The 24,880-nt window shown below is 45.5% G+C and carries 20 protein-coding genes and 3 pseudogenes; 4 read left to right on the top strand and 19 right to left on the bottom strand.

Translation table 11 applies throughout. From position 1 onward, the window contains the following. Positions 1 to 496: 496 nt before the first annotated feature. Positions 497 to 754 (bottom strand): annotated as a pseudogene (locus NSB03_RS12900) (polysaccharide deacetylase family protein); the annotation flags it as partial. On the opposite strand from NSB03_RS12900, the gene NSB03_RS12895 reads away from it, so the two are divergent. Beyond that, positions 713 to 967, top strand: coding sequence for a hypothetical protein (locus tag NSB03_RS12895; RefSeq protein ID WP_128824359.1), 255 nt, complete (start codon positions 713 to 715; stop codon positions 965 to 967). The pseudogene NSB03_RS12900 and the gene NSB03_RS12895 overlap by 42 nt on opposite strands. Before the next feature lie 132 nt (positions 968 to 1,099). Then, positions 1,100 to 2,404: an ATP-binding protein gene (locus tag NSB03_RS12890; RefSeq protein ID WP_135039193.1), complete on the top strand. Its 1,305-nt coding sequence runs from the start codon at positions 1,100 to 1,102 to the stop codon at positions 2,402 to 2,404. A gap of 269 nt (positions 2,405 to 2,673) precedes the next feature. Here the strand turns inward: NSB03_RS12890 and NSB03_RS12885 are convergent, their stop codons facing one another. The 17 genes and pseudogenes from NSB03_RS12885 to epsC all read right to left on the bottom strand — a co-directional run bounded on the left by NSB03_RS12885 (position 2,674) and on the right by epsC (position 21,210). Next, complete coding sequence (locus NSB03_RS12885) at positions 2,674 to 3,396, bottom strand: hypothetical protein (protein WP_024987530.1); 723 nt, start codon at positions 3,394 to 3,396, stop codon at positions 2,674 to 2,676. A gap of 113 nt (positions 3,397 to 3,509) precedes the next feature. Then, positions 3,510 to 4,148: a porin family protein gene (locus NSB03_RS12880; protein ID WP_135037915.1), complete on the bottom strand. Its 639-nt coding sequence runs from the start codon at positions 4,146 to 4,148 to the stop codon at positions 3,510 to 3,512. A gap of 53 nt (positions 4,149 to 4,201) precedes the next feature. Beyond that, complete coding sequence (locus tag NSB03_RS12875; protein WP_024987531.1) at positions 4,202 to 4,684, bottom strand: hypothetical protein; 483 nt, start codon at positions 4,682 to 4,684, stop codon at positions 4,202 to 4,204. A gap of 100 nt (positions 4,685 to 4,784) precedes the next feature. Beyond that, positions 4,785 to 5,018 carry a hypothetical protein gene (locus tag NSB03_RS12870; RefSeq protein ID WP_022138879.1) on the bottom strand — a complete coding sequence of 78 codons (234 nt, stop codon included), beginning with the start codon at positions 5,016 to 5,018 and terminating at the stop codon, positions 4,785 to 4,787. Positions 5,019 to 5,657: 639 nt separating this feature from the next. Further along, the gene (locus NSB03_RS12865) at positions 5,658 to 6,272 is read right to left on the bottom strand and encodes a polysaccharide deacetylase family protein (RefSeq protein ID WP_024987532.1); all 615 of its coding nucleotides are present in this window, start codon (positions 6,270 to 6,272) and stop codon (positions 5,658 to 5,660) included. Positions 6,273 to 6,298: 26 nt separating this feature from the next. Next, positions 6,299 to 7,705, bottom strand: a pseudogene (locus NSB03_RS20780) (hypothetical protein); the annotation flags it as partial. Between the two features lie 198 nt (positions 7,706 to 7,903). Then, positions 7,904 to 9,865 (bottom strand): annotated as a pseudogene (locus NSB03_RS20775) (glycosyltransferase family 117 protein); the annotation flags it as partial. Between the two features lie 572 nt (positions 9,866 to 10,437). Continuing rightward, positions 10,438 to 11,274: a metal ABC transporter ATP-binding protein gene (locus NSB03_RS12855; RefSeq protein ID WP_008770478.1), complete on the bottom strand. Its 837-nt coding sequence runs from the start codon at positions 11,272 to 11,274 to the stop codon at positions 10,438 to 10,440. Between the two features lie 37 nt (positions 11,275 to 11,311). Next, positions 11,312 to 12,241, bottom strand: coding sequence for a metal ABC transporter solute-binding protein, Zn/Mn family (locus tag NSB03_RS12850; RefSeq protein ID WP_024987533.1), 930 nt, complete (start codon positions 12,239 to 12,241; stop codon positions 11,312 to 11,314). A 38-nt stretch (positions 12,242 to 12,279) separates the two neighbouring features. Further along, positions 12,280 to 13,029 carry a tRNA (5-methylaminomethyl-2-thiouridine)(34)-methyltransferase MnmC2 gene (gene mnmC2, locus NSB03_RS12845; RefSeq protein WP_024987534.1) on the bottom strand — a complete coding sequence of 250 codons (750 nt, stop codon included), beginning with the start codon at positions 13,027 to 13,029 and terminating at the stop codon, positions 12,280 to 12,282. Between the two features lie 62 nt (positions 13,030 to 13,091). After that, positions 13,092 to 13,571: a YqaA family protein gene (locus NSB03_RS12840; RefSeq protein WP_024987535.1), complete on the bottom strand. Its 480-nt coding sequence runs from the start codon at positions 13,569 to 13,571 to the stop codon at positions 13,092 to 13,094. Further along, the gene (locus NSB03_RS12835; RefSeq protein ID WP_257466426.1) at positions 13,556 to 14,566 is read right to left on the bottom strand and encodes a hypothetical protein; all 1,011 of its coding nucleotides are present in this window, start codon (positions 14,564 to 14,566) and stop codon (positions 13,556 to 13,558) included. The genes NSB03_RS12840 and NSB03_RS12835 overlap by 16 nt, the downstream gene beginning before the upstream one ends. A gap of 33 nt (positions 14,567 to 14,599) precedes the next feature. Then, the gene (gene purD / locus NSB03_RS12830) at positions 14,600 to 15,874 is read right to left on the bottom strand and encodes a phosphoribosylamine--glycine ligase (protein ID WP_024987536.1); all 1,275 of its coding nucleotides are present in this window, start codon (positions 15,872 to 15,874) and stop codon (positions 14,600 to 14,602) included. Between the two features lie 56 nt (positions 15,875 to 15,930). Further along, complete coding sequence (locus tag NSB03_RS12825; protein ID WP_257466425.1) at positions 15,931 to 18,126, bottom strand: S9 family peptidase; 2,196 nt, start codon at positions 18,124 to 18,126, stop codon at positions 15,931 to 15,933. Then, a complete protein-coding gene (locus tag NSB03_RS12820; protein ID WP_024987537.1) occupies positions 18,119 to 18,700 on the bottom strand; it encodes an ORF6N domain-containing protein in 582 nt (193 codons plus the stop codon). The genes NSB03_RS12825 and NSB03_RS12820 overlap by 8 nt, the downstream gene beginning before the upstream one ends. A gap of 145 nt (positions 18,701 to 18,845) precedes the next feature. Next, positions 18,846 to 20,288 (bottom strand): THUMP domain-containing class I SAM-dependent RNA methyltransferase, encoded by a 1,443-nt coding sequence (locus NSB03_RS12815; protein ID WP_257466424.1) that lies wholly within the window; start codon positions 20,286 to 20,288, stop codon positions 18,846 to 18,848. A 16-nt stretch (positions 20,289 to 20,304) separates the two neighbouring features. Beyond that, positions 20,305 to 21,210 (bottom strand): serine O-acetyltransferase EpsC, encoded by a 906-nt coding sequence (gene epsC, locus NSB03_RS12810; RefSeq protein ID WP_024987538.1) that lies wholly within the window; start codon positions 21,208 to 21,210, stop codon positions 20,305 to 20,307. Between the two features lie 121 nt (positions 21,211 to 21,331). Here epsC and NSB03_RS12805 point away from each other — a divergent pair, with 121 nt between their 5' ends. Both NSB03_RS12805 and NSB03_RS12800 read left to right on the top strand, forming a co-directional pair. Further along, entirely contained in the window at positions 21,332 to 23,365 is a 2,034-nt protein-coding gene (locus NSB03_RS12805; RefSeq protein WP_136013370.1) for a tetratricopeptide repeat-containing sensor histidine kinase, read from the top strand. Beyond that, positions 23,362 to 24,141 (top strand): LytR/AlgR family response regulator transcription factor, encoded by a 780-nt coding sequence (locus NSB03_RS12800; protein ID WP_024987539.1) that lies wholly within the window; start codon positions 23,362 to 23,364, stop codon positions 24,139 to 24,141. Before NSB03_RS12805 ends, NSB03_RS12800 begins: the two co-directional genes overlap by 4 nt. A 95-nt stretch (positions 24,142 to 24,236) precedes the next feature. On the opposite strand, the gene NSB03_RS12795 is transcribed toward NSB03_RS12800, so the two are convergent. After that, entirely contained in the window at positions 24,237 to 24,632 is a 396-nt protein-coding gene (locus tag NSB03_RS12795) for a DUF3836 domain-containing protein (RefSeq protein ID WP_024987540.1), read from the bottom strand. Positions 24,633 to 24,880 lie beyond the last annotated feature (248 nt).

Genomic DNA, 24,880 nt, shown 5'->3' with positions numbered 1-24,880 from the left:
AACCCTAAATATAGTAACAATTTGACATTTAACAGCCTTCGCATTGTCGCTTTATAAATATAAATTAATGTGAAAATGAATTATAGGAAAAGCTATTGGAATCGTTATTTATTTAGATGTAATCTAAATTGTCTATACCCCTGTTTTTATCCATAGGATGATAAATAGCAGCAATCATTATCTATGTTTCAGCATCCATTTGTATAGAACAAAATTTACCAAGTTCTGCTAGAACTCGGTATATTGGCTAAATTGGGTATATAGCTTTAAGAATTTGTTTTTTTATTATAGATGATTACCCGCTATTTTTCCTCTCTGTATGATTTCTGTATGAGTGATTTATAGTGCATATATATTCTATTCCCACCGCATATATGTCTTGTCTCCAGCATCCATTTCTCCTGTAGCCAGTAGATATGGATACTGTGACAATCTGAATATTAGGTTATAACTTTTTTGTTTATCAGTTGGGGGAAGATAGCGATAGTCTTGTTATTTATAACACCTTAAACTCATATCCTTCCTCTTTCAGGAACTCAATGGCATGGGGGAGCGCATATTGCAGGTTACCATTATTCCACGACTTCAGTGAGTCATGGAAAGTGATGATGGAACCGTTGCGTGCATAGCGCTTCACGTTGTTCAACACCTGTTCCGGGCGCATCCGTTTACTATAATCACGAGTCACAAGATCCCACATAATGATGCGGTAATGATGGCGCAGGGTATAATACTGCCGGAACCCCATGTGCCCGATCCGGCTTATACCAAATACGAGCGGTTCTTGGGAGAGTATACCATGAAATACAGTTATGGTAATGCGCCAAGAGAGGTGTCCGTTAACTTGAAATCTCTGAAATTTTATTATGGATTGTTTACTGATTTATTAGAAAATGGTGGAACGACAGCCGGAAATGGACTTGCTGCTGTTATCGATCTGGTTTGGCTAAAGGTTGAGGACGAATAGACCTGTAAAGCGATTTGTATGAATTAACATGTTTTGAATCCTTATAGATTAATAGCCTGTTTCTTTGTAATGAAGAAACTTTTTTCTAATTTTGTCTTTCTAAAAAAGAAAGAATTTACAATTATTGTCTTTATGGGAAAGAAAGAATTGCTAAAACAACTGATTGCGGGATTTCAGGCATCATTGCCGGTGGAAGTTTATCCTCGTGAACTTTCATTACCTGTCGATAGCGGAAAGATTATAACCGTGCCCGGCGTGAGGCGGTGTGGTAAGTCTTCTCTTTTTCTATTGGCAATAAACCGGCTTATCCGTGAACGGGTTGTAACGAAGGAGCAGATACTGTTCCTCAACTTTGATGATGAACGTTTGCAACTGAATGCAGATAATTTGGATGAGATTCTTCAGGCCTACCGGGAACTTTATCCTGCAATTCCGTTGAAAGAAGTTTATATGTTCTTTGATGAGGTACAAATGGCAGATGATTGGCAACCCTTTGTACGGCGGGTTTATGAACAGGAATGCAGGCACATTTTTCTTACGGGAAGTAATTCACGGATGCTTTCTTCAGAGTTGGCCACCTCTTTGCGCGGGCGAACATTGCAGTATGAGGAATTTCCGTTGTCATTCATCGAATTCTGTAATTTTACCGGAGTTGATACGAATTATTATGTACCAGAGAACCGCGCTAAACTTATCAATGCATTTAAAGTGTATTTACATGGAGGAGGCTTCCCGGAAGTTGTATTGGCGGCTCCATTATATAAGGATAGGATTCTGCAGGAATACTTCTTTGTGATGCTCTACAAGGATCTTGTGGAGAGGTATGAAATAAGGAATCCGGAACCGATACGTTACTTCATCAAACGGGTGATGAGTAACTTGACGAAGCCAACTTCAATCAACCGTATTTATAATGAATTGAAGTCGCAGGGAGTCAGTATAGGGAAGAATACATTGTATGATGTGATTGTTCAGACCGAGTCTGTTTATCTCTTTTTCTCCTTGACAAAATATGAACCGTCACTTGTAAAGGAGAATACAGGAGATAAGAAGTACTATTGCATTGATAATGGTCTGCGTTCCGTACTTTTGAATTCACAGAGTGAGGATAATGGGAAATTGCTGGAAAATGCTGTTTTCCTTCATTTGAGAAGAACGCTACGGATTCAGGAAGAGTTGCATTATTATAAAGGCAAGAAGGAATGTGATTTTGTGGTTACAGAATTTGATAAAGTGACGCGATTGATACAAGTAAGTTATCAGATGGGTGATGAGGAAACCCGCAGACGGGAAATAGAGGGATTGCTGGAAGCTGCCCGGGCGACAGACTGTCAGGAACTCGTCATTGTCACAATGGAGACAGAGGCTGAGTGGAGGGAGCAGGATATGCTGATTCGTGTCCTGCCGGCTTGGAAATGGATGCTGTATGCAAGATAATGTAGTATAAGTATTTTGAAAAGTGTCAAGTATGCTCTATTATAATAGAGCATACTTGACACTTTTATATTAAGACTGCAGGATTTATAAGTCTGCTGGAATCTTTTATTTAATTGACTTTACGTAAAGTCTGTTTGGTGTATAACTCTAGTCCGGGTTCTTTGCTATAATACGCTCATGCCATGAATGATAATAGCAACACAGCTATGCAGGTAGCTGCTTTTTGTAATGTTCTTATAATGAATTATTTTAAATTGTACGTTTTAAGTCTATTTTATAATGGTCTCCACGCGCCCGTTCTTGAAGAAAAGGTAGAAAGAACTGGAATACATCCATTGTATTTCTCCGTTTGATTCTAGGATTGTCTGCGGTTTGCCGAAGGCTAGCCGGCATTCATCTGCGGTCATACCTTGCACGGGTTTGCTGATACTGATTTCGTTCCAATGCGTGATGGGGGAAAGTTGGTTACTTGCAACGAAGTCGAACATCTTATTAAGTATGAGTGATTCGACTTGTATGAAGTCGTCCATTATTTCCTTATGCGCCGGCTTTTTCTCCGGTGACAGTTTCTCCATGGGAGTGACCTTTTTCATTACGAATGCTGATGATTCAATCAGAATATCGGAGATATAATAGATCAGTTTGCCGCTTGCTATACGAAAAGTGGCTTTACAGTAGTACGTATTGTTTTGTTTCGAGTCTGCCGGAGAGTTGAGTATCAGGTCGCATTTGAAGTTTTTGGCAGGTACGTTTACTTCTGTTATTCCTTCGCGCAGTTTGGGACAAACATTTTCTACTGTCCATAATAGAGTGTTGGCGAAAATTCCCTCATCGTTTAGTTGGCTGAAGGGAGTAAAGCCGGTGACTACATATTTGTTGCCGTCTGCGCTGATAGGATAGGTCTTCCCCTGTTCGGTAAATGTTTGGGCAGTTGTCTGGAGAGTTATTCCTGCGAGGAGAAAGGAAAGTATCCATAATCGTTGTTTGAACATGCTACTTTTCATTGTTTTGTTAGATAAAACAGCATTCACGTCCCTTCTGCAGAGAGAAAAGAGCGTGAACGCCGTGTATAAATGATATAATCAAGGTTCGATGCTAACTCCGATTAGAAGGCTACACCCAAGCGGATTAGTACATTGCTGGTGTTACATTCCCAGGTCTTGATAAATCCGCGTTGATAAGTGAAGTCGAGGTTGAAACGGCTGTACCAAAGACCTACACCGATATTCATACCGGCATCGAAACGCTTCCAGTCTTCCCAGTCGCCGATACTGGCACTACCCACTTCTTCGCCATCTTCCTCTTCCTTATATTTCCCTACATAGTCGAAGCTGACATAAGCACCCAGGTGTGCGTCGATAGCCACAGCATCCGTGATATTGTACTTGTATCCGAATGTGAACGGAGATACCTGTACATTGTGTGCCATTTGGCTGACTTTGTAGCCGTCCTCAGAGTCTCCCCAACCGCGGGAACCCAGGCCGAATTCCATTCCCCAATAAGTGCCTACTGTACTGATTGGTTTCTGAAAGCCATAGACGAAGTTGTAACCGAGTTTGCTGCCGGTATCTTCTGCGCCATCGCCGGTGAGTTTCATTATGTTCAGTCCGCCACGCAGAAACCATTGTGTTTCCGATGGTTGTTTTTGGGCAGATTTGATACTGACACTTCTGGACGATACGATTTGAGCTTGCATGCCTGCACACAATAAGCATGCGGCTGCTAATGATAATAGTTTTTTCATGTTGAAATTCTATTTGATTATTAATGTGATTTTACTATGATTTTCTTTTTCGTTTATTTGATGACGGCGGCAATCTTGTCTTTGTCTGCTGTTGTGAGTGTCTTTTCCATACGTATCCATTCGTAGTCGGATGCTTCTGCCGTTTTCCAGTTGATGAAGGTTGCAGGATAGCCGATCACGGTTACTTTATATCCGTTGCCATCTTCATTTGTCTTGACATTGAATGTGGCGGCTACTATCACGTCGGCATTGTGCTTTTGGGAAGACATATAGATGGCGTAACTGCGGATATTTATCAAGTCTCCGTTCATTTCCTGTTCGGCTTGCTCTCTTGTGAGCGTCCATTCGTCCTTGACACGTCCTTTGGACTTGTCTATCTGCAACTCTACGGTGAGTGGCTTTACATAAGCGTTGGAAGTGACATCCAGCAAACGGGCTTGTGTCTCTTGCATTCTCACGGTTGTTTTCTGTGCATACGCTCCGATTGCACCGATAAAGGCGAGTGAAATAAATAAGATTAATTTTTTCATTTTCATGTCCCTTTGTGATTATATGTTAATATTTTCGGCAAAGGTATGCGAAAGGAGTGCACGAACGGGGAAAAGCATAGTTCCAAGAACGATACGGGATTGTATCCTATTTGGATACACTGGTAGTATTGTTGTCGGTACTGATGCTGTCGGATAAGTCGCGGAAGAAGTCGTGTCCGAGAATGTAGGAGATACGCCAGAGCAGATGGATGTCGATATTCTCTTTCTTGAATATCTTATAGACATTAGGTCGTGTACAGCATAGCTGGGTGGCGAACCAGGTCACTGTGCGTCCTTGTTCGTGAAGCGTGCGTTCAATAAGTTGTCCCGCATGAATCATGTTTCTGTCTTTGCTATATGCGTCCCTTTGATTTCCCTTGACGGACGGAGTTACTGTATGTGGTGATAGGGATATATAAAAAAGGCGTGGGAAATCTCTCACCTTCGCTCGTTCCGTGTCCAAGGCCTTCGCAATGCCAAACTACTGGGAACGAACAACGCAGAAAGCCCACGCCGATATGTACAACATCCGTAACCTCTCTTTGTTTGGTCAAAGCGGGGCACGGATGTATATAAATACACATCAGGAGGACGTCTTGGTTGCTATTCATCATTCCAGTAGATCAAAGTTTGCGAAGTTCTGAACACGAATGACAAACGCTAGTAAACGTCTTCTCTATATAAACGACTCTCCCCACCACCCGGAGGCTTTCTGCGGAAGAGTCCGGTGCAAATTTATAAAAAATAAGTTTGGAGAGGATAAGAATGATTCATATTCTTTGAAAGATATGCGCTTTTGGCTGTTTTTTTTCCTTTATCGGACAATTTTGCCTTGCAATGTTCAAGTGATGGATTAAATGGAAAACTGTCGATATCGAGCCGGAAAGTGGCTTTAAATGAAGAAAAGCCGGGGCGCAGAGCTTCGGCTTTTATGTTCTTTCAAATTCTCCTGAGAGAAATGATGCTATATTATTTCAGGTTATAACACCTTAAACTCATATCCTTCCTCTTTCAGGAACTCAATGGCACGGGGGAGCGCATATTGCAGGTTGCCGTTATTCCACGACTTCAGTGAGTCATGGAAAGTGATGATGGAACCGTTGCGTGCATAGCGCCTCACGTTGTTCAATACCTGTTCCGGGCTCATCCGTTTACTATAATCACGAGTCACAAGATCCCACATAATGATGCGGTAATGATGGCGCAGGGTATAATACTGCCGGAACCCCATGTGCCCGTGTGGCGGACGGAAGAGATCGGAATGGATAATTTCGTCTACCTTTTGGGCGTTTGCGAGGTAATCCGGATTGGAATATTCGAATCCGCGGATGTGGTTGAAAGTATGGTTGCCGATGCGGTGTCCGTGCTCTACCACCATCCGGTATTCATCCGGGTGCTTGCGTATATTGTCGCCTACCATGAAGAAGGTGGCTTTAATATGATGCTTTTCCAATACTTCCAGTACCCAGGGAGTTACTTTGGGGATAGGACCGTCATCAAAAGTCAGATAGACTGCCCGTTCATTCGGGTCCATCCGGAAGATAGCTTGTGGATACAACGCTCGTAAAAGCCAGGGTGGTTGTTCTATAAACATTTTGTGTAGCGGTTAGTGGTTAGTCACTACTTACTCCCTTTCATTCTCGTCACATACTCGTTGTATAGTTGGTCAAGCTGTTCGGAGTAGTGTTTTGCGAGTTCTTCTGATTTATATTTCTCCATCAGACGGATTTCAGCGTCAAGCAGGCTGGCGTTATATATGAAATTCTCGCCGGCGATGGCAAGCTGGTTATCGTTCAGGCTGAGATACCAAATCATGTATTCGAGCGACTTGTTGGCAAGCTCGTCGATGATTTTGTTGGCTTTCTCGCTCTGTTCCAACTGGTAATAAGACTCTGCCATCTGGAAGGCGCCGTTTGCCCAGTCGTACGGTACGTTGTATGACGGAATCATCTTTTCGGCGTAGTCGAGTGCGGCGAGTGCCTTATCCTTCTTGCCTTCTTTGATAAGTTGGCCTACGAGTTGTGTGAAGATACGGCGGTGCGTGTAGCACATACGCATCACGTTCTCATCGATATAGATACCCGGCTGGTCGATACCGCCAAACTTGAACTTGTTCATCAGGTTGTCGTACATCTTTTCGCTGTCTATCTTGCTGTCCAGTTTGTCCGTATCGAACGGTGTGAAACGGTAGGCAAGACCTTCCTGCGTGAAGTGGTTGCCCATGCCCAGATGGTTCTCGCTGCCTACGGTGATTGCCATGTAGATGGGACGTTCCCAGTTGGCGTTGGCAAGCATTTCGAGCATCATCAGTTCACTCTTGTAGAGGGCGCGTTTCGGGTTGCCGTTGGCGTCTCTAAGGGTAATGGTCATGTATTCGGGGATAGAGTCGCCCAATGCTTCCGGTATCTTCATGCCGGAGCGGCGTACGGCTTCTTTGTCCACCTTCATTACGATGCTGTCCGTAGGGATAAGCGGGAGTTGTATATCCTTGCCGGACTTTTTGAGAAGCTCTTTCAGCTGGTCGTTCTTGCCGAGCATCCAGCGGTTGATGATTTCCTTCAATTCGTATGGATTCTCACCGAAAATGGAGTGAACGAGCGACAGAATAGTCGTATCTCCCTGTGCAGCCAGTTCATTGGCTTGCTTGAAGTAGCTGTCGATAAGGGCTCTCATTTCAGGGCGGATAGAGATATACTCATTCTGCCCTTCCACGTACTGTACACGGTCCCAAGTGATAGGAAGCGATGGGGAATCGTATGCCGGACGTTTCATTTGGTCGATATACCAGTCTGTTTGCAGATAACTTAGGTTACAGGTGCGGGCATCTGTACGGAAGCCTTCTGTTTCTTGGTTGTACCACAATGGGAAAGTGTCGTTGTCACCATTGGTATAGATAATCGGATTCCCTTTTTCCTGTAAGGTCATCAGGTAGTTCTGTCCGAAGTCGCGGGCAACGAAGCGTCCGCTGCGGTCGTGGTCATCCCAGGTCTGGCTTGCCATCTGGATGGGTACAAACAGGCAGAGCAGCGTCAGGATGCTTGCTACGACGACTGTGGGTTTGTAGTCGATATACGGCTCGTAGAGGTCGGCAAGTTGTTGCTGCAAGTCGGCTTCTTCCTGCGGGCTGATGAATTTGCCTTGCTTCTCGGTGAGTATCTTGCGTATTCTGTCGGCTTCTTCTTCTGTGGCTCCTTCGACAAGACGCAACTGGGGCTTTATGCGCGAGCACCACTGTATCAGACCTGCCACACCCATACCTATCCAAATGGCAAAGGCGTAGAACGAACCGGCATACGCGTAATCTCGTTCACGGGGTTGTGCCGGGGTTTGGTTGAGGTAGAGCACGATAGCGATACCCGTCATGAAGAACAGGAAGAAGACCACCCAGAATTGCTGGATACCCCGCTGGCTATGATAAGCCTGCCAGAAGAGTCCGATTAAGCCGAGAATCAGCGGCAGACAGTAGAATACGTTGTGTCCTTTATTGTTTTTGAGATCCTGCGGAAGCAGTTCCTGATTACCTACCAGCAAGTTGTCGATAAACGGAATCCCCGTAATCCAGTTGCCATGTTCTATTTCTCCGGTGCTCTGTATGTCGTTCTGTCGTCCGGCAAAGTTCCACATGAAGTAACGCCAGTACATGAAGTTCAACTGGTAGGAGAAGAAGAACTTGATATTCTCCCATTGGGTGGGCATATTTACCATTACCATTTCTCCGCACTGGTCGTAAGGAACGTCATACCCTTTGATGTCTACCCATTGCTTGTAGAGCGGGGCGTGTGACGAGCTGTACATACGCGGGAAAAGCATATTCTGTGCGTATTCGTATTCGATACGTCCGGGGAGTTCGATATAGGAGTCTTTTTCGTCCGGTGAAGTTTTTTCTTTGCGGACATATTTGGTTCCTGTTTCCGATTGGCGGGGGATGCAATAGCCGTCTTTTACGTCGAGCGCCACTTTCGAAGAGAAAGCAGGGCCGTAGAAGAGCGGACGGGTTCCGTATTGTTCACGGCCGAGGTATTCGCCCAGGGTGAAGATGTCTTCCGGTGAGTTCTGGTCCATCGGAGTGTTGGCAGTAGAACGGATAACGATCAGTGCGTAAGAAGAATACCCGATTACGATCATCATGGTGCACAGCAATGCTGTGTTCATGGTGCGGGCGGAAATGCGCCATTTCTCTTTTATCATCTCTTGTACGCCCGGAGCAAGATAAAGTCCCAGTGCGGCAATCACAAGGATACCGATAATGATACTGCTTACTCCGTGTCCGTAGAATGGGATACCGAGCAGGGCGATTGTCACGATAAAGGAGATAGCCATGCGCGCTTTGTTCTTTTCGGTGTAGCTTTCGTATACACCCCAAATCAGAGCGGCTGCAAGCAGAATGATATAAACCACTACGCCCGAATTGAATGACATTCCGAGTCCGTTGACGAACAACAGTTCAAACCAGCCGCCTACTTTCACGATACCCGGTACGATGCCGTAAAGCACGGCTGCAACGAGCACCATTGAGCCGAACAATGCTATTAACGAACCTTTGGCGGTAGCATTCGGCGTTTTCTTGTAGTAGTATACCAATACGATGGCAGGCAGACAAAGCAAGTTCAGCAAGTGCACACCGATACTCAATCCGGTCAGATAGGCGATGAGGATAATCCAACGGTCGCTGTGCGGCTGGTCGGCTACGTCTTCCCATTTCAGAATCAGCCAGAAAACAACAGCGGTAAACAAGGAGGAGAAGGCATATACTTCACCTTCCACGGCCGAGAACCAGAACGTGTCACTGAACGTATAGACCAGTGCGCCGACCAGTCCGCTGCCCATGATGGTGATAAGCTGTCCTTTGGTGATATTGTTTTCGTCAGTGATAATCAGTTTGCGTACCAGGTGGGTGATGCTCCAGAAAAGGAACAGAATACAGGCGCCACTCATGAGGGCACTCATGTAATTCACCATTTTAGCAACAGTTGTTACGTCGGAAGCAAATTGAGTGAACAGGTTCGCCACTAGCATGAAGAAAGGTGCGCCGGGCGGGTGTCCGACTTCCAGTTTATAGCCGGTGGTTATGAACTCCGGGCAATCCCAGAAACTTGCGGTCGGTTCTATTGTCAGGCAGTAGACAGTTGCCGCAATGATGAATGTAAGCCAACCCATAAGGTTGTTTACGGTTCTGTACTGTTTCATTAGCACTATCGTAGTTTATTCGTTAAAAACAAATTATGAGGTCGCAAAGATAGTGATTTGTAAGGATAATGAGGAAGAAAGTAAGAAATATTAAGTAACGGAGGGCTGATTTACTATCTCTTTCACTCTTTCTTTCACTCTTTCGGAAGGCGGGAACTTGTGTGTTGGCAAGTAAGGAATTTGTTTTAGTCCTCTAATAAATAAGCGCTGGTGTATTAAAGAAAAACTTCCTTTATCCTGTTAGTCAACTTCTTTTGCCTTAATGACAAACTTCTTTTTCATTCGTCATAAACTATAATTGCAAGCTTTGTTTTTATAATTGCAAGCTTCATTTATAAAAACAAAGCTTTCAATTTTATAAACGTAACTTGCGTTTATAGATTATCCTTAGTCAAGCATAACTTTCCTGTTAAAGAAGAGCAAGTTTACTATTAATACAACAGAGGTTAACTATTAATAGCTTGGCCGTTAGGTGTTAACACTTGTAATATCAGCTGTTAATGGTTGAGATTTCAGGTATTAATACTTGGGTTGCTGTATATATATGTTTGGGATATTGAATATGTGTATCCTTAATGATGGTGATGATGTTCTCCTAAAACCCGATGAGGCAATGTGCCGTGTCCCAATAGCTCGATGGGGCAGTTGAAGTTTCTTTCCAGCCATTCGGTAGTAACACCCGTGTCCGGATGGTAATCCAGCGTTTCATTGACACAGGCAATGGATTTTACCTGTTGCAATACAGTGCCGATGTCGTGACTGACAAGGATAATGGCACATTCTTTATTGATTTCAGCCAATAACTCATAAAGGCGTGCCTCGAAACGCTTGTCGATATACGTGCTGGGCTCATCGAGAATCAACACTGCGGGGTCCGAGATGATGGCGCGTCCTAACAGGGCACGTTGCAGTTGCCCGCCGCTTAATTGTCCGATAGAGCGGCTTTCGAGCCCTTCAAGCCCCATGCGGGCGATAATCTGTTTGCCTTTCTCTCTCTGTTCGGGAGTGAACCGGGAGGTGAGCGACTTCTGTATGCTCAATCCGGACAGGATCACTTCTTCCACGGAAATAGGGAACTTCCGGTCTATGGTGCTATATTGCGGCAGGTAACCGAGGAAAAGCTGGGATTTCGCGGAAGAACTTTGGTGGGAGTTTTTGGCAGATGTTTCTGTCGAAGTCCCTTCCGTAGATGTTCTTATGGGAGCCTTCTCGGGAGTATGGAATATAATTTCCCCTCCGGTTGGTTTTAACAAACCGAGGATGCACTTGATAAGCGTTGTCTTGCCGCCTCCGTTCGGACCTATAATACCTAGAAAATCCCGTTCGTAGATGCTTAGATTAACATCGTGGAGAACAGTGCGACCGTCATATCCGGCAGAAAGATTCTTTATTTCGATTATTGGTTTCATTATTGGAAAGGGCTTGATTGGTTCCTTTTTTATACGTTTATTTAGTGGCAGCTTGCGGCGCAAGGGCTTTGGCTACATTCAGCATCTCTTCCTCCCAGTCATAACTTAACGGGTTGATAGGAACCACTTTCGTTCCGGTTTGCTGCGCGATGGTTTCCGCATTGCGTTTGTCAAACTCCGGTTGGACGAAGATAACGCCTACATTTTCCGCCTGACAGACGTCTATCAGGTCTTTCAGATGAGCGGGAGAAGGTTCTTTGCCTCCTTCTTCGATCGAAATCTGATGCAATCCGTAGTCGCGGGCGAAGTAGGAGAGGGCCGGATGATAAATCATGAAGGCTTTGGCTGCTTCGGGGGTGGAGAGCTGTCGGCGAATCAGGCTGTCGGTGTGCTGGATGCGCTGACAGAGAGAATCGTAACGGTTTCTATAATATGCTTCGTTTGCTTTATCCAGTTGGCTAAGGGCTTTGTAGGTGTTTCCGGCGATGATTAAAGCATTGCCGGTAGAATTCCATACGTGTGGCTCTACGGCGTGGATATGGCCGTCGTGACTGTTGTGGGCGTGGGCATGCCCATGGTCATCATTGTTGAGTATGAGGTCGATTCCTTTCGAGGTGTCGAACACTTGGATATGGGGAGTATTGTTCATCAGGCGGTCCATCCAGGTTTGTTCGAAGCCGATGTATCCGATGCGGAAATAGGCTTTGCTGTCTCCTAAAGAAACAAGTTGCTGGGGGATAGGATCGTATGTCTCCGGGCTGGAACCTTTGGGCACCATGCTGACTACTTTGAATTTATCTCCGGCAATAGCCTCGGTGAAATAACGTTGCGGTTCCAGTGTGACGGTTATCACCGGCTTTGTCTCTTCGTCATTGCTTGCTTGGGAGGAACGTCCTGTGCAGGCTGCCACCAGGAGGCAGGCACCAAGAAGGAAAAGTGTTCTCATATCTTTTAGTTGTTGTTTCATGATTTTTTCTGTTTCAGGGTTTCAATCTTATCTTGTTTCTACTCTTGTTTCCGGGCCCGTAATATTTCCCGTTTACCACCCGGAGGCCCGGGGAGGCGTTCTACTGTGAATCCGGCTGTCTGCAACATTCGGCGTACTACACCTTTGGCACAGTAGGTGGTCAGGATTCCGTCTCTATCTAATAAAACATAGAGGCGGTTGAATAGTTCTTGCGACCACATTTCCGGTTGCTTTTCCGGGGCGAAGGCGTCAAAATAGATGGTATTAAACGGAGGTTGGGAAGTTGGGTATGCCGTTATCCATTGATTGACGTCCGTTTCTGTTTTCCGTAAGGTGAAGTGCGGTGTAAGCTGCACGTCTTTTTCCCAGGGCGATGTATGAAGCTGCTTAAACAGTTCGAAAGCCGATTGTTGTTCTTCTTCATCATTCAGGGTAAATTGCTCGTCGGTTGCTGTTTGTGTTCGATGTATGGTAAGCTGCTCATCGCTGGAGATATATCCTAGCTGTTCTACTGTCTGCCAGTCCAGCGGATAGAGTTCCAGTCCTGTATAGTGTATCTTTCGTCTGCTTCTTTCCGCTTCTTCAAGGGTGAGCCAAGCGTTGAGCCCTGTCCCGAAGCCGATTTCAAGCACACGTGGAGTAGCGGCAGGAGAGGCTTTCAGCCCCATATCAATGAAAATATGTTGCGACTCCGTGCGTGCCCCTTTCGTCGAATGATAATGTTCATTCAATTCCGGAACAAACAGAGTAGCGCTCCCGTCATCAGTTCTCTCAATTATTCTTTCCATTGCACAATCTATAAATGCGTAATACTTGTCAGTGGTTGCCTGTCTTCTTGCAGATACTTCTGTCAGCTGGCTATGGCTTCCCAGGCGCTTTCAAAGACATAAAGTAGCAGTATGTAGCGTAGCAGCTTGCCTGTCAGCATGGCACTGGTGGTGAGCCATATGTTGCTACGCAGGAAGCCTAACGAGATGCCTATTAAACTCCCGATGGCAGGCAGGAAGGCGAAAAACGCCATCATGGCTCCTTTGCCTTGCAGGAAGCTCACCATGCGGTCTACTTTTTCTTTCTTTACTTTGAGATACTTTTCTATCCAATGTATCTTGCCCAGTCGTCCCATGTAGTAGCAGGTCATTCCGCCTGCCGTATTGCCTAAGGTGGCGGATACCAGACAGGCGACGGGTGGCAAACCGAGCTGCACCAACGCCACTAGCACTACTTCGGAGCTGAAAGGAACCACACTCCCCGCCAGCAGAGCGGCGATGAACATTCCCGGCAATCCCCATTCTATGAGGAGTTGTATCATTGAATCTACAAAAGCGTCCATATATTAAAAGCAAATAAGAGGATGAGGCCGACCAATGAAATGATAAAGAACACATTCGAGCTTTTACTATTGGTCAGTACAAAGAAATGTCCGATTAGGATGCTGCTGCTTATGATAAGCAAAGGCAGCAAGGCACTGCAATATATCGGTTGCAAGGCAATCAGCAGGAACAGGAAGAACGTCAGGTCTATCAAGAATTGGAGATAGGCACGTGTACGTATCTTATCCTCAAATCCGGCAGCGATGCAATGCACGGCACTGACGATAAACATCACGAGCAGATAGCCCAGTATAGCCAATTCCCAGGGTTGAAGGATTGGCAAATGGAAGACTTCTCCGAAAGTTAATAGCTGGTTGAAAGGACGATAGAACAGTTCCATCTCATTATAGAAGAAGGCGTGTCCGAACAGCATCCAGTAGGGCAGCATCCATCCGAGCAGCGCGCCGCAGAAACTACGCGGAGTGAGCGACTGGAAACGGTAGGATTCGAGCAACCAAAGCACCGAGAGGATGGTGAGCTGTGGGAAAAGAATGCTTCCCGCTCCGATAAAGAAAAAGGAATAGAACAGATGACCTGATGAATGCGACTGCTGATAACTTCTGAATAGGAAATAAATGGAAATGAGGAAAGCCAGGGCAGCAATGTCTCCTGCATATAACAGGTGCATCTCCGGACAGGCGGTGACCAGCAGGAAGTAGATGGCTGTCTGCATGGAAGCCCTCATGCGGATGATGCCGAACTGGTTGTTCAGCTCTATCAGGAAATAGCCGATAACGGCGTAGACAAGAAAACTGACGATTCGTTCCGCCCAACCCGGGAACAGGAGGTCACGGGCAGATTGCCAGAACGATGAAAGGCTTTCTTGTGTGGCTGAGGTTATGAGGTCGGGAAATAAAAAGTAGGTCGACACCCAGCAGAGGGTGCAGATAAGGATAACGACGGGCAGGGTGAGCCGCCCTGTCGTTACTTGATTCTGTAGTTTTTTACTTCTCATGACTGTATAATCCATGCCTGATAATTTGCCTTTTTACAAGTCGAATCCGATGTCGCGGCGGAAGTATTTCTTGTCGAAATCAATCATATCCGCCACTTTGTAGCTCTGTGCAAGCGCTTCCTCTTTCGTTGCGCCGTAAGAGCAAACCGCAATGACACGTCCGCCGTTTGTGACTATCTGTCCGTCTTTCAGAGCTGTTCCGGCATGGAAGATGATGCTGTCCGTAGCAGCAGCTTGTTCCAGTCCCTTGATGGGGAATCCTTTTTCGTAGGCTTCAGGATAGCCTCCGCTGACGAGGATTACGCAACCGGCCGCACGTGGGTCCATCACCAGTGTTTTCTCGTTCAGGTTGCCTGCGGCTGTGGCTTCAAGCAGTTCGACGAGGTCGCTCTGGATGCGGAGCATCACGCTTTCTGTTTCGGGGTCGCCCATGCGGACGTTGTATTCGATAACCATCGGTTCGCCTTTCACGCTGATAAGTCCGAGGAAGATAAAGCCTTTGTAAGTGATGTTTTCTTCTTTCAGACCATTGATGGTCGGTTCGATGATACGTGTGCGTACCTTTTCCATGTATGTCGCGTCAGCAAACGGGACAGGAGTTACGCTACCCATTCCGCCTGTGTTGAGCCCTTTGTCTCCTTCACCGATGCGTTTGTAGTCTTTGGCTACGGGAAGTACTTTGTAGTTCTCACCGTCCGTCAGTACGAATACAGAACACTCGATACCGCTCAGGAATTCTTCAATCACAACGGTTGCCGATGCGGAACCGAACATGCCGCCGAGCATTTCTTTCAGTTCTTTCTTCGCTTCATCCAGCGTAGGAAGGATAAGAACGCCTTTCCCGGCACAAAGACCGTCGGCTTTCAGTACATAGGGAGCTTCCAGTGTCTCAAGGAAAGCGAGCCCTTCTTCGAGGTTATCGGCGGTAATACTTTTGTAGCGGGCTGTCGGGATGTTGTGGCGCATCATAAAGCCTTTGGCAAATTCCTTGCTTCCTTCCAGTTGCGCTCCTTGAGCCGAAGGACCGATAACAGCGATGTGTTTCAGCTCGGGACGTTCTTGGAAATAGTCGTAGATGCCTTCTACCAACGGGTCTTCGGGACCTACCACTACTATTTCGACGTTTTCTTTCAGGGCGAAAGCGCTGATAGCTTCAAAATCAGTTGCTTTGATGTTGACATTCTCGCCTACGGCAGTTGTTCCGGCATTTCCCGGGGCAATGTATAGTTTTTCAACTTTCGGACTTTGGGCAATTTTCCATGCAAGCGCATGTTCGCGGCCGCCCGAGCCTAGTAATAATATCTTCATCTTTGTACTGTTATAAGTTATATTGTAATTTGTTATGCTATGGATGCGGTTGCTTCTTACAGGTTCTGCTCAAAGTACCGGGTGATTTTCTCATGCAGATGTACACGGTCGCGACCTAATACGTTATGCTTGTGGCATGGGTAAATGAACAGGTCGGGGTAGGTGCGGGCATCTACGCAGGCTTTCATGAACGACAGAGTGTGCTGTGGCACGCAGGTGTCGTCGTGGTCGTCGTGAATAATCAATAGGTGACCTTTCAGTTGGCCGGCAAGGTTCTTCAGGTTACATTCTTTGTAGCCTTCGGGATTCGTCTCCGGAGTGTCCATATAGCGTTCGCCGTACATCACTTCATAATATCCCCAGTCGATTACAGGGCCGCCGGCAACGCCTACTTTGAATATTTCCGGGTAACGGAGTAACAGGGCGGTGGTCATGTGCCCGCCGAAGCTCCATCCGTGCACGCCGATACGTTCACCGTCTACGTAGGGAAGTGATTTCAGGAATTCGACGCCTTTCACCTGGTCTTTACCCTCTTCGATGCCGAGACGGCGGAAGGTGGCGTTTTCAAATTCCAGTCCGCGGTTGCTGCTGCCACGATTGTCGATGGTGAACATGATATAGCCTTTGTTTGCCATATAGGTGTCCCATCCGCGTGCACCGTTCTGCCAGCCGCCGGTGACGCATTGTGCGTGAGGACCGCCGTAGACGTAGATAATGACCGGATATTTCTTGTTAGGGTCGAAGTCTGCCGGTTTCATAAGCCGGTAGTGCAGGTCGGTAGTGCCGTCGGCTGCTTTGATGGTTCCGGTTTCGATGCTTGGCATCTGGTAGCCTTCGTAGGGGCTTTTTGCTGTCAGCAGGTTGGTGGTTTCTTTGAAGTTCTTGGTGTCTACCAGGTTGATGACGCGGGGCTGGTCTTTCGTCGAATAACGGTCGATAAGATAAGTGCCCGATGCGTTAAGAATGCCGCTGTGTTCGCTTTCTTGGCAACTGCTGAACGGTTGGCTCATCTTTCCGTTGCTGACATTTACAGCAAAGTGCCCGCTCTTCAAGCCTTCGATAGCGGTGAAGATGATTTCTTTGCGTTTGGCATTGAAGCCGAGGATGTCTTTTACCAGCCAGTTGCCTTTGGTCAGTTGTTTCACCTTGTAGAATTGGCGATAGGTACTACCAATAGGAGTGGAGTGAGTATCGGGATACACCTTAGCCTGTGTGTCGAAAAGATAGAGGTGATTGTATCCGTCACGTTGGCTTTGGTAGATAAACTTGGAATCATCCCACGGCAGGAATATAATCGGATTCTGCGGCTCTACATATTTGGAATGAGTTTCTTCATATAATACATCGGTTTGTTCGCCTGTCTCTGCATTGTATCGGCAGAGTTTGGCGTGATTCTGGTCACGGTTCAACTCTATGAGGTAGAGGCTCTTTTCGTCCGGTGCCCAACTGATATTTGTGAAGTAACGGTTGGTAGGGTCGCCTGTATTCAGGTAAATGCTTTTTCCTGTTGCGGGATTGTAGATGCCTACTTTTACCTGGTGACTGGTCATTCCTGCCATCGGGTAACGGATATTGTTTACCTTTCCCGCACGTGCGGTAATGTCAACAAGCGGGTATTGTGTGACCATGCTTTCATCCATACGGTAGAAAGCGAGCAGGCTGCCTTTCGGACTCCAGAAAGTGCCTTTGTTGATGCCGAACTCATTGCGATGTACGGATTGTCCGCAAACGATGCCTTCAGGTTCGTTGGTTACCGCTTGTTCGTTTACGTACAGGTTGTTGCCTATTGTGTAAGCTACGTTGCCGTTGGCTGCGCAAAAGTCTTCATTATTAGCCTTTTCCCTTAGTCTGAGGGTGCTGACAATGCGGTTGTTCTTAAAGTCATATGTGATAAACTTTCCTGCTACTGTGAATAGCATTTGCGGTTTGTCCGCCCACGGGAAGCGGATAGAGTACAGGTGTGATAATTTCCCGGCCTCATTTTCAGCAAGTACTTTGTTGATTTGCTCACGGGTGATAACCATCGTTTCCTTACCCGTTTTAGACTGAACCGAATAGAGTGTATCTACGCCCGGTTTCATGCATTCATCACCCCACCATTGCAGTCCGTACAGGTTGTCTGCATACAGATAGCTTTCGCCACCCGGAATCAGTTCTTCCAGTGTTGGCTTTTTGGTTTCTTGTGCCATAACATTGAATCCGATTGGTAGTGCCAACAATAGCAGAATGGCTCTTTTTCCAATTTTACTCATTGCTCTTTTCTTTATTATTTGTTTTAAATCCTTCTATTTTTACTCTGTCCAAGGGAGTCTGTCTTGATTGGATAATTGTACTTATTTTAGCAAAGGCATTAAATAGGTCGTCAAATTGTTTTTCGTAACTTTCCCTATCAGAAGTAATATCTTCTTCGAGATATTCGATGCGTTGTTTTAATTCTTCCAACTCCTTTTTAGGTACATTGGATAGAAGATATTGGCGCATACGTACAAAAGCACGGATAATATTGATATTTACTTCCACAGCGGTCTTGGATTTGAGGACGCTGGATAACATAACTATACCATATTCAGTAAATGCAAACGGAAGATATTTGATATTATATCCTTGTCCTGTTTTCAAGGTCGCAATTTGCGACCTTGAAATTGTAACTTCTTCCTTTGTTAGCTCGAACATGAATTCAGCAGGAAAGCGTTCAATATTACGACGTACTTGTTCTTTGAGGCGTTTAGTCTCAACTCCATACATTTCTGCCAAATCAAAGTCAAGCATAACTTTTTGCCCTCTGATTTCGTATATTTTGTTTTCTATAATGGCTATATCATCCATCTTTTTTTGTTTAGACAGGTTCCAATTTGTGACTGAACATTAGAACTATGGTGTAAACTTGAAGTTCCAATTTGGAACTTCAAGTTTTTAATTAATTATTAACTAGCGAATTACAGGGTGAATAAATTGTTGGAATTAGAATTGTTTATTCCTCTTCCTTCTTCGGAATCCTCGGCTCCCGATTCCCCTTAAACTCTCTCGGGGGCCTTGAATCTCTTCCTCCGCGGAATTCTCCCCGTGGCTTTCTATCTCTGTCACCACCTTTGAACTCACCACCTTCTCTGCGCGGCTTGTATTCTCCCTCTCTGCGAGGTCTGGATTCACCATCCCGATGCGGTTTGAACTCACCTTCGCGACGTGGTTTAAATTCTTTTCTTTCTCTGAATCTTGGAGCCTGTTCTCCTTCAGCCTCTTTCTTCTCTTCCCCTTCTCCTTCTTGGCTCTTGAACTCCTTGTACTTTCCGTCAAAAATCTCATATTTGCGGAACTCGCACTCCAACGGCCCATTGAATAAAGGAACTTTCTGACTTGCTTTCAAACCAATCTGGTCGAAACACTCTTCACGATAAGACAGCACCCATGCTTCATTACCTACAAACGCATGTTTCAGACGTTCACCAATCATTTGGTAAAGTCCCAGTAGGTCATTTGTAGAGATACGTTCGCCATATGGCGGGTTGGTAATGATGATTGATTTCTCTTTCGGCTGTTCGAACTGCTGGAACGGTTGCAGTTTCAGCACTATATCTTTCGATACGCCCGCAGCTTTTATGTTGTGTGTGGCAATCTCATTCGCTTTCGGATTGTTGTCGTATCCGTAAATCTTATGTTTAAACTCACGTTCCTGACTGTCATCATTGTAAATCTCATCGAACATATCCGCATCGAAATCCACCCACTTTTCGAAGGCAAATCCTTTGCGGAATACTCCCGGAGCAATATTCTTTGCAATGAGTGCAGCTTCGACGGGAATAGTGCCCGAACCGCACATAGGGTCAATCAAATCACACTCTCCGCGCCATCCGGTCATCAGAATCATGCCGGCAGCCAACACCTCGTTGAGCGGAGCTTCCACTGCTTCCTGACGATAACCGCGGCGATGCAGTGATTCTCCGGAAGAGTCCAAAGACAGCGTACAGGTGGTCTGTGCAATGTGAATATTCAGCAATACATCCGGATTGTTGATGCGGACAGACGGACGTTTTCCGGTTTTCTCGCGGAAATAGTCTACAATTGCATCTTTTACTTTATACGAAACGAATTTCGAATGGCGGAACTCATCGCTGAACACCACTGCGTCAATAGCAAATGTCTTGTTTACATTGAGATAATCTTCCCATCGAATGGCTTGTATCTGGTTATAAACTTCGTCGGCATTCTTGGCAGTGAAGTTTTTGATAGGTTTCAGGATACGGATAGCGGTACGAAGGCAGAAATTCGCCTTATACATCATACGCTTGTCTCCGGAGAATGAAACCATCCGGCGTCCTATTTGAATGTCGTTGGCTCCTAATACTGTAAGTTCTTCTGCAAGTATCTCCTCCAGTCCCTGGAAGGTCTTGGCAATCATCTCGAATTGTTCGCTCATATATAGTTATTTGATTTTATTTTTTTGCTTTGGTTTGTACGATTCTTGCTCCTGCGGGGACATTCTCTGTCACCCATATATTACCGCCCACAGTTGCGTCGCGCCCGATAGTGATTCTGCCCAGGATAGTGGCATTGGAATAGACAATCACATTGTCTTCCAGAATCGGGTGGCGGGGGATACCCTTGATGGGCTTTCCATTGGCATCCAGCGGAAAACTCTTGGCTCCCAAAGTAACACCTTGGTATAGTTTGACATTGTTGCCGATAATACTTGTAGCACCGATAACGACACCCGTGCCGTGGTCGATAGTGAAATGACTGCCGATTTTCGCTGCCGGATGGATGTCAATCCCCGTTTCGCTATGTGCCATCTCCGTGATGATGCGGGGAATCAAGGGAACGCCCAGTTCCAGCAATTCATGCGCGATGCGGTAGTTGCTGATAGCCTTGATAGCCGGATAACAGAAAATTACCTCACCATAGCTTTCGGCAGCAGGGTCGCCGTTGTAGGCAGCTTCCACGTCGGTTGCCAGTATCCTTCTCATGGCAGGCAGTTTGCTGATAAATTTAGCAGCAAGGCGTGTGGCTTCTTCCCGTTTGGAGTCTGAGCAGACATTGCATTTCCCTTCTATGCTGACGCTGAAACACAACCCGGCGAGGATTTGCTCGGAGAGCAAACCGAATAACTTCTCAATATTTACACCAATGTGATAATTGATTGTCCGGCTGTCGATAGTTGAATTCCCGTAATATCCGGGGAAGAGAATGGAGCGTGAAAGCTCTATAATCTCATACAAGACTTTAGCAGAGGGCAGTGGCTCGCCATCTTTATGCTGATGAAACAGTCCTTTGTAAGATTCGCTTTCCGATAGCTCATCGACTGCCTGTGTCAAAATGTGGGTGAAGTTCAGTGGACTCATTAGGTCAGTTGCTCATATTTATATGGGCGCAAAGGTATTAAAAAAATAATAAAATTCGTTGGGATTCAGGATAAATAATGTATTTTTGTCACATTCAAAATATGACATGAATAAGGGGGAAATGAAACAAGGGGCTGCTATGAGCCTATTCGGGTTATTGGGGCTATTGGTGTTATTGAGTTGCGGATATACTGATAAACATCATAGCGGGGCCTTGTGTGGACAAACTTTTGTTGATTCTTTGGAAGTCCGCGTGCAGGATTCTCTGTTTTCCAATGTGCTTTATTCCCGCTCGCAGATACGTGACGCGTTGATACAGGTACAGGATTCACAATCTTATTACCGTCTTATCGCTCTGTACGGAAAAACATTCTTCGTTTCTTCCGATTTTGATTCCGTTCTTTATTATCACCGTCAGGTGAAAGAATTCTTGCCTAAGGCTGTCAGATGTTCCCGATGGAATAACGTGCTGTCCGAGATTTATAATATGGAAGGGAATGTATGGATGCAGTTGAACCGTCCTGACTCTGCGATAATGGACTATGAACAGGCGTATAGGTACTGTCTGGAAGGGGAGAAACTACAACGTCTCCCGGATATTTGCATCAATATGGCTGATGCGTACCTGCATAGTGGCGACCTGGCGCACACCGCTTCTTATTATCGCCGTGCCTTGTTCCTTTGTGATTCGTTAAACTTGTCGGAACATACGAAATTTCCTATCTACTACGGACTAGGGCAGACTTATATGGAATTACGTGATTTTGTTTTGTCAGATTACTACTATGAACTGGCAGGACAATTCTTCGACGGAATGAATGTAGGAGAGAAATGGACGTATCTCAACAACCGCGGTAACTATTATTATTATATAAAAGACTATCAGGAAGCCCTGAAATACATGCGTAGGGCGAATGAACTGGTATCCGCCCATTCGCAAATGGTATTCGAACAGAACTTTATTAAGGTGAATCTGGGAGAGTTGTATGTACTGACTGACAATCTCGACTCTGCGCAAACTTGCCTGGACGATAGCTATCGTTTCTTCTCAAAAATACAGCATAATTCAGCCGTGCACTATATCGAGACCCAAATGATTGAGCTTGCCTTGAAGAAAGGAAATTTAAGGCAGGCACAGAAGATGATTGCCCGTACTGCTCCCGTGGGGCATCTCGATGCCAATATGCTGACCATACGTAACCAATATCTCCAGCATTATTTTGAGCGTATCGGTGATTACCGCCACGCTTATGAGTATCTGAAACGTGATCGCCATTTGGATGATTCCATCCGCAGCGAACGGGTGCAGATGCGTGTGGCCGAACTGGATATGCGTTATCGGCAGAATACGGTTGTATTGCGTAAAGAGATGCGGATTCAGCAACAGGAGGGTGAAGTGAGGGCTTTAAAATTAAGCGTGTATATTTGGGTGCTTGTCAGTGTGCTGCTTGTGGTAGGTACGATAGTCATTATCTGGTATATGCGCAAGAAACGCGAATTTCTTCGTGAACGTTTCTTTCAGCAGATAAACCGCATCCGCATGGAGAACCTGCGTAGCCGGATTTCTCCTCATTTTACTTTCAATGTGTTGGGACGTGAGATTAATCAGTTCAATGGCTCGGAGGAAGTGAAAAATAATCTGATGGGGCTGGTGAAATATCTTCGCCGGAGTCTCGAACTGACAGAGAAACTGAGCGTACCCTTGCAGGACGAACTGGACTTTGTGCGCTCCTACATTGACTTGGAGAAAGGACGTGTCGGTGATGGTTTTACCCCGACAGTCACGATAGAGGACGGGTTGGACGCTACCCGCATCATGGTTCCCTCTATGATTGTGCAGATTCCCGTGGAGAATGCCATTAAGCATGGGTTGGCGGGAAAGGATGGGGCAAAGGAGCTGGCAGTATGTGTCTCCCGCCAAGAGAACGGGGTCTGTATTACGGTTGCGGATAACGGGCGGGGATATCTCCCGCAGGTGTCTTCTGCGACATGCGGGACCGGTACGGGGCTGAAAGTCCTTTATCAGACCATCCAGCTATTGAATGCGAAAAATAAGAGTGATAAGATACGTTTTGATATAACCAACAGGAATGATGGAAAGACCGGTACTCAAGTATCGGTATATATCCCGTTCCGTTTTTCTTATGATTTATGATGGAGACAGAAGAGAAGTATAAAGTGGTCATCATAGACGATGAACGTACAGCGATTGACGCTTTGCGCCGGGAGTTGGGGCCCTATCGTGAATTTGAGGTTAAAGGAGTGGCAAGCAACGGTGCAAAAGGGAAAAAGATGATTATGGAGTTGCATCCGGATTTGTTGTTTCTCGACGTGGAACTTCCGGATGTATTTGGGCTTAATTTGCTGAGTGAGATAAGGGATGATGTACTGTGGGATATGAAAGTGGTGTTCTACACTTCTTATGACAAGTATCTGTTGCAGGCTTTGCGCGAATCGGCTTTCGATTTCCTGTTGAAGCCTTTTGAAAGTGAAGAATTAAAAGTTATTATAGACCGTTATCGGAAGGTTATGTCGGCTTCCGCTTTGCTTCCCCCGCCTTCTTTCGCATCCTCTTTCAGTACCTTGATGTCACAGCATGGCACGTTCATGATTAGCACAGTGACAGGATTCAGATTACTTCGCCTTGAGGAAATCGGCTTCTTTGAGTATCTGAAAGATAAGCGTCAATGGCAGGTAGTATTATTCAATCAAACCCGGTTGAACTTGAAGCGGAACACAAAGGCGGAAGACATTATCGGTTATTCGCAGGCTTTTGTGCAGATTAGTCAGTCGGCTATTGTAAATGTAAACTTTCTGGCTATGATTGACGGCAAGTGCTGCCAGCTTTATCCGCCTTTTCATGACAGGAATGATTTGATAATCTCCAGAAATTTTCTGAAAGAACTGCAAGAACGTTTTTATGTGTTGTAACTGCCGACTTGATATTATGATAAACAAGAGACGCCACTTCTTCATCAGAAGCGGCGTCTCTTGTTGTTAGAATATTAGAATGAGAGAGAGTTATGTTACATATTGGTATTATCCATCGTAACGGTCATTTCGGGGACCAGTACGTAGGCTTTTTTCTTGGCGTTCCATTTGTAATAGTTGGTAGTGACAGTCTTGCCCTCATAAATATAGTTGATACGCAAGTCCTTTTGCCATTCATCCTTGCTGCTGTTCCATTTCATGGCTTCGCTTTCAATCATACGTTTTTTGTTATCGTACTTATAATTGTACTTCATGTAGTTGGCAAGTGTGCTCCCGTCCATTTTGTAAACAGTTTGTCCTACTGTTACACCATTTTCTTCTATCGGGTTATAAATCAATTGACCGTCGTAGCTACGTGCAGAAGTAGCAAGCGACGCAACAAGAAGAACTGCTGATAAAATGAGCATTTTTAGAGATACTTTGGCTTTCATGGCTATTTAAGTTTTTTGAGTTATACTTTCATATTTCTACAACTGTATTAGTTTTATGCTGCAAATTTACATATTAATTTGGTGTTTATGCAATTTTGAGGATGAAATATTGTCAAAATGTCAATTATGGGTGGCTGGTATCACTTGCTTTTTGCCAAGATTGGTGATAAAAAAATGAGGGTGTGTCGAAACGATGCATCCTCTTTTTTGTATAAACAAAGCCCCGACTTTCCCAAGCCAGGGCTTTG

The sequence above is a fragment of the Bacteroides acidifaciens genome, from assembly GCF_024623065.1.
Classification (GTDB): domain Bacteria; phylum Bacteroidota; class Bacteroidia; order Bacteroidales; family Bacteroidaceae; genus Bacteroides; species Bacteroides acidifaciens.
This window is presented reverse-complemented; position numbering and strand designations above follow the sequence as displayed.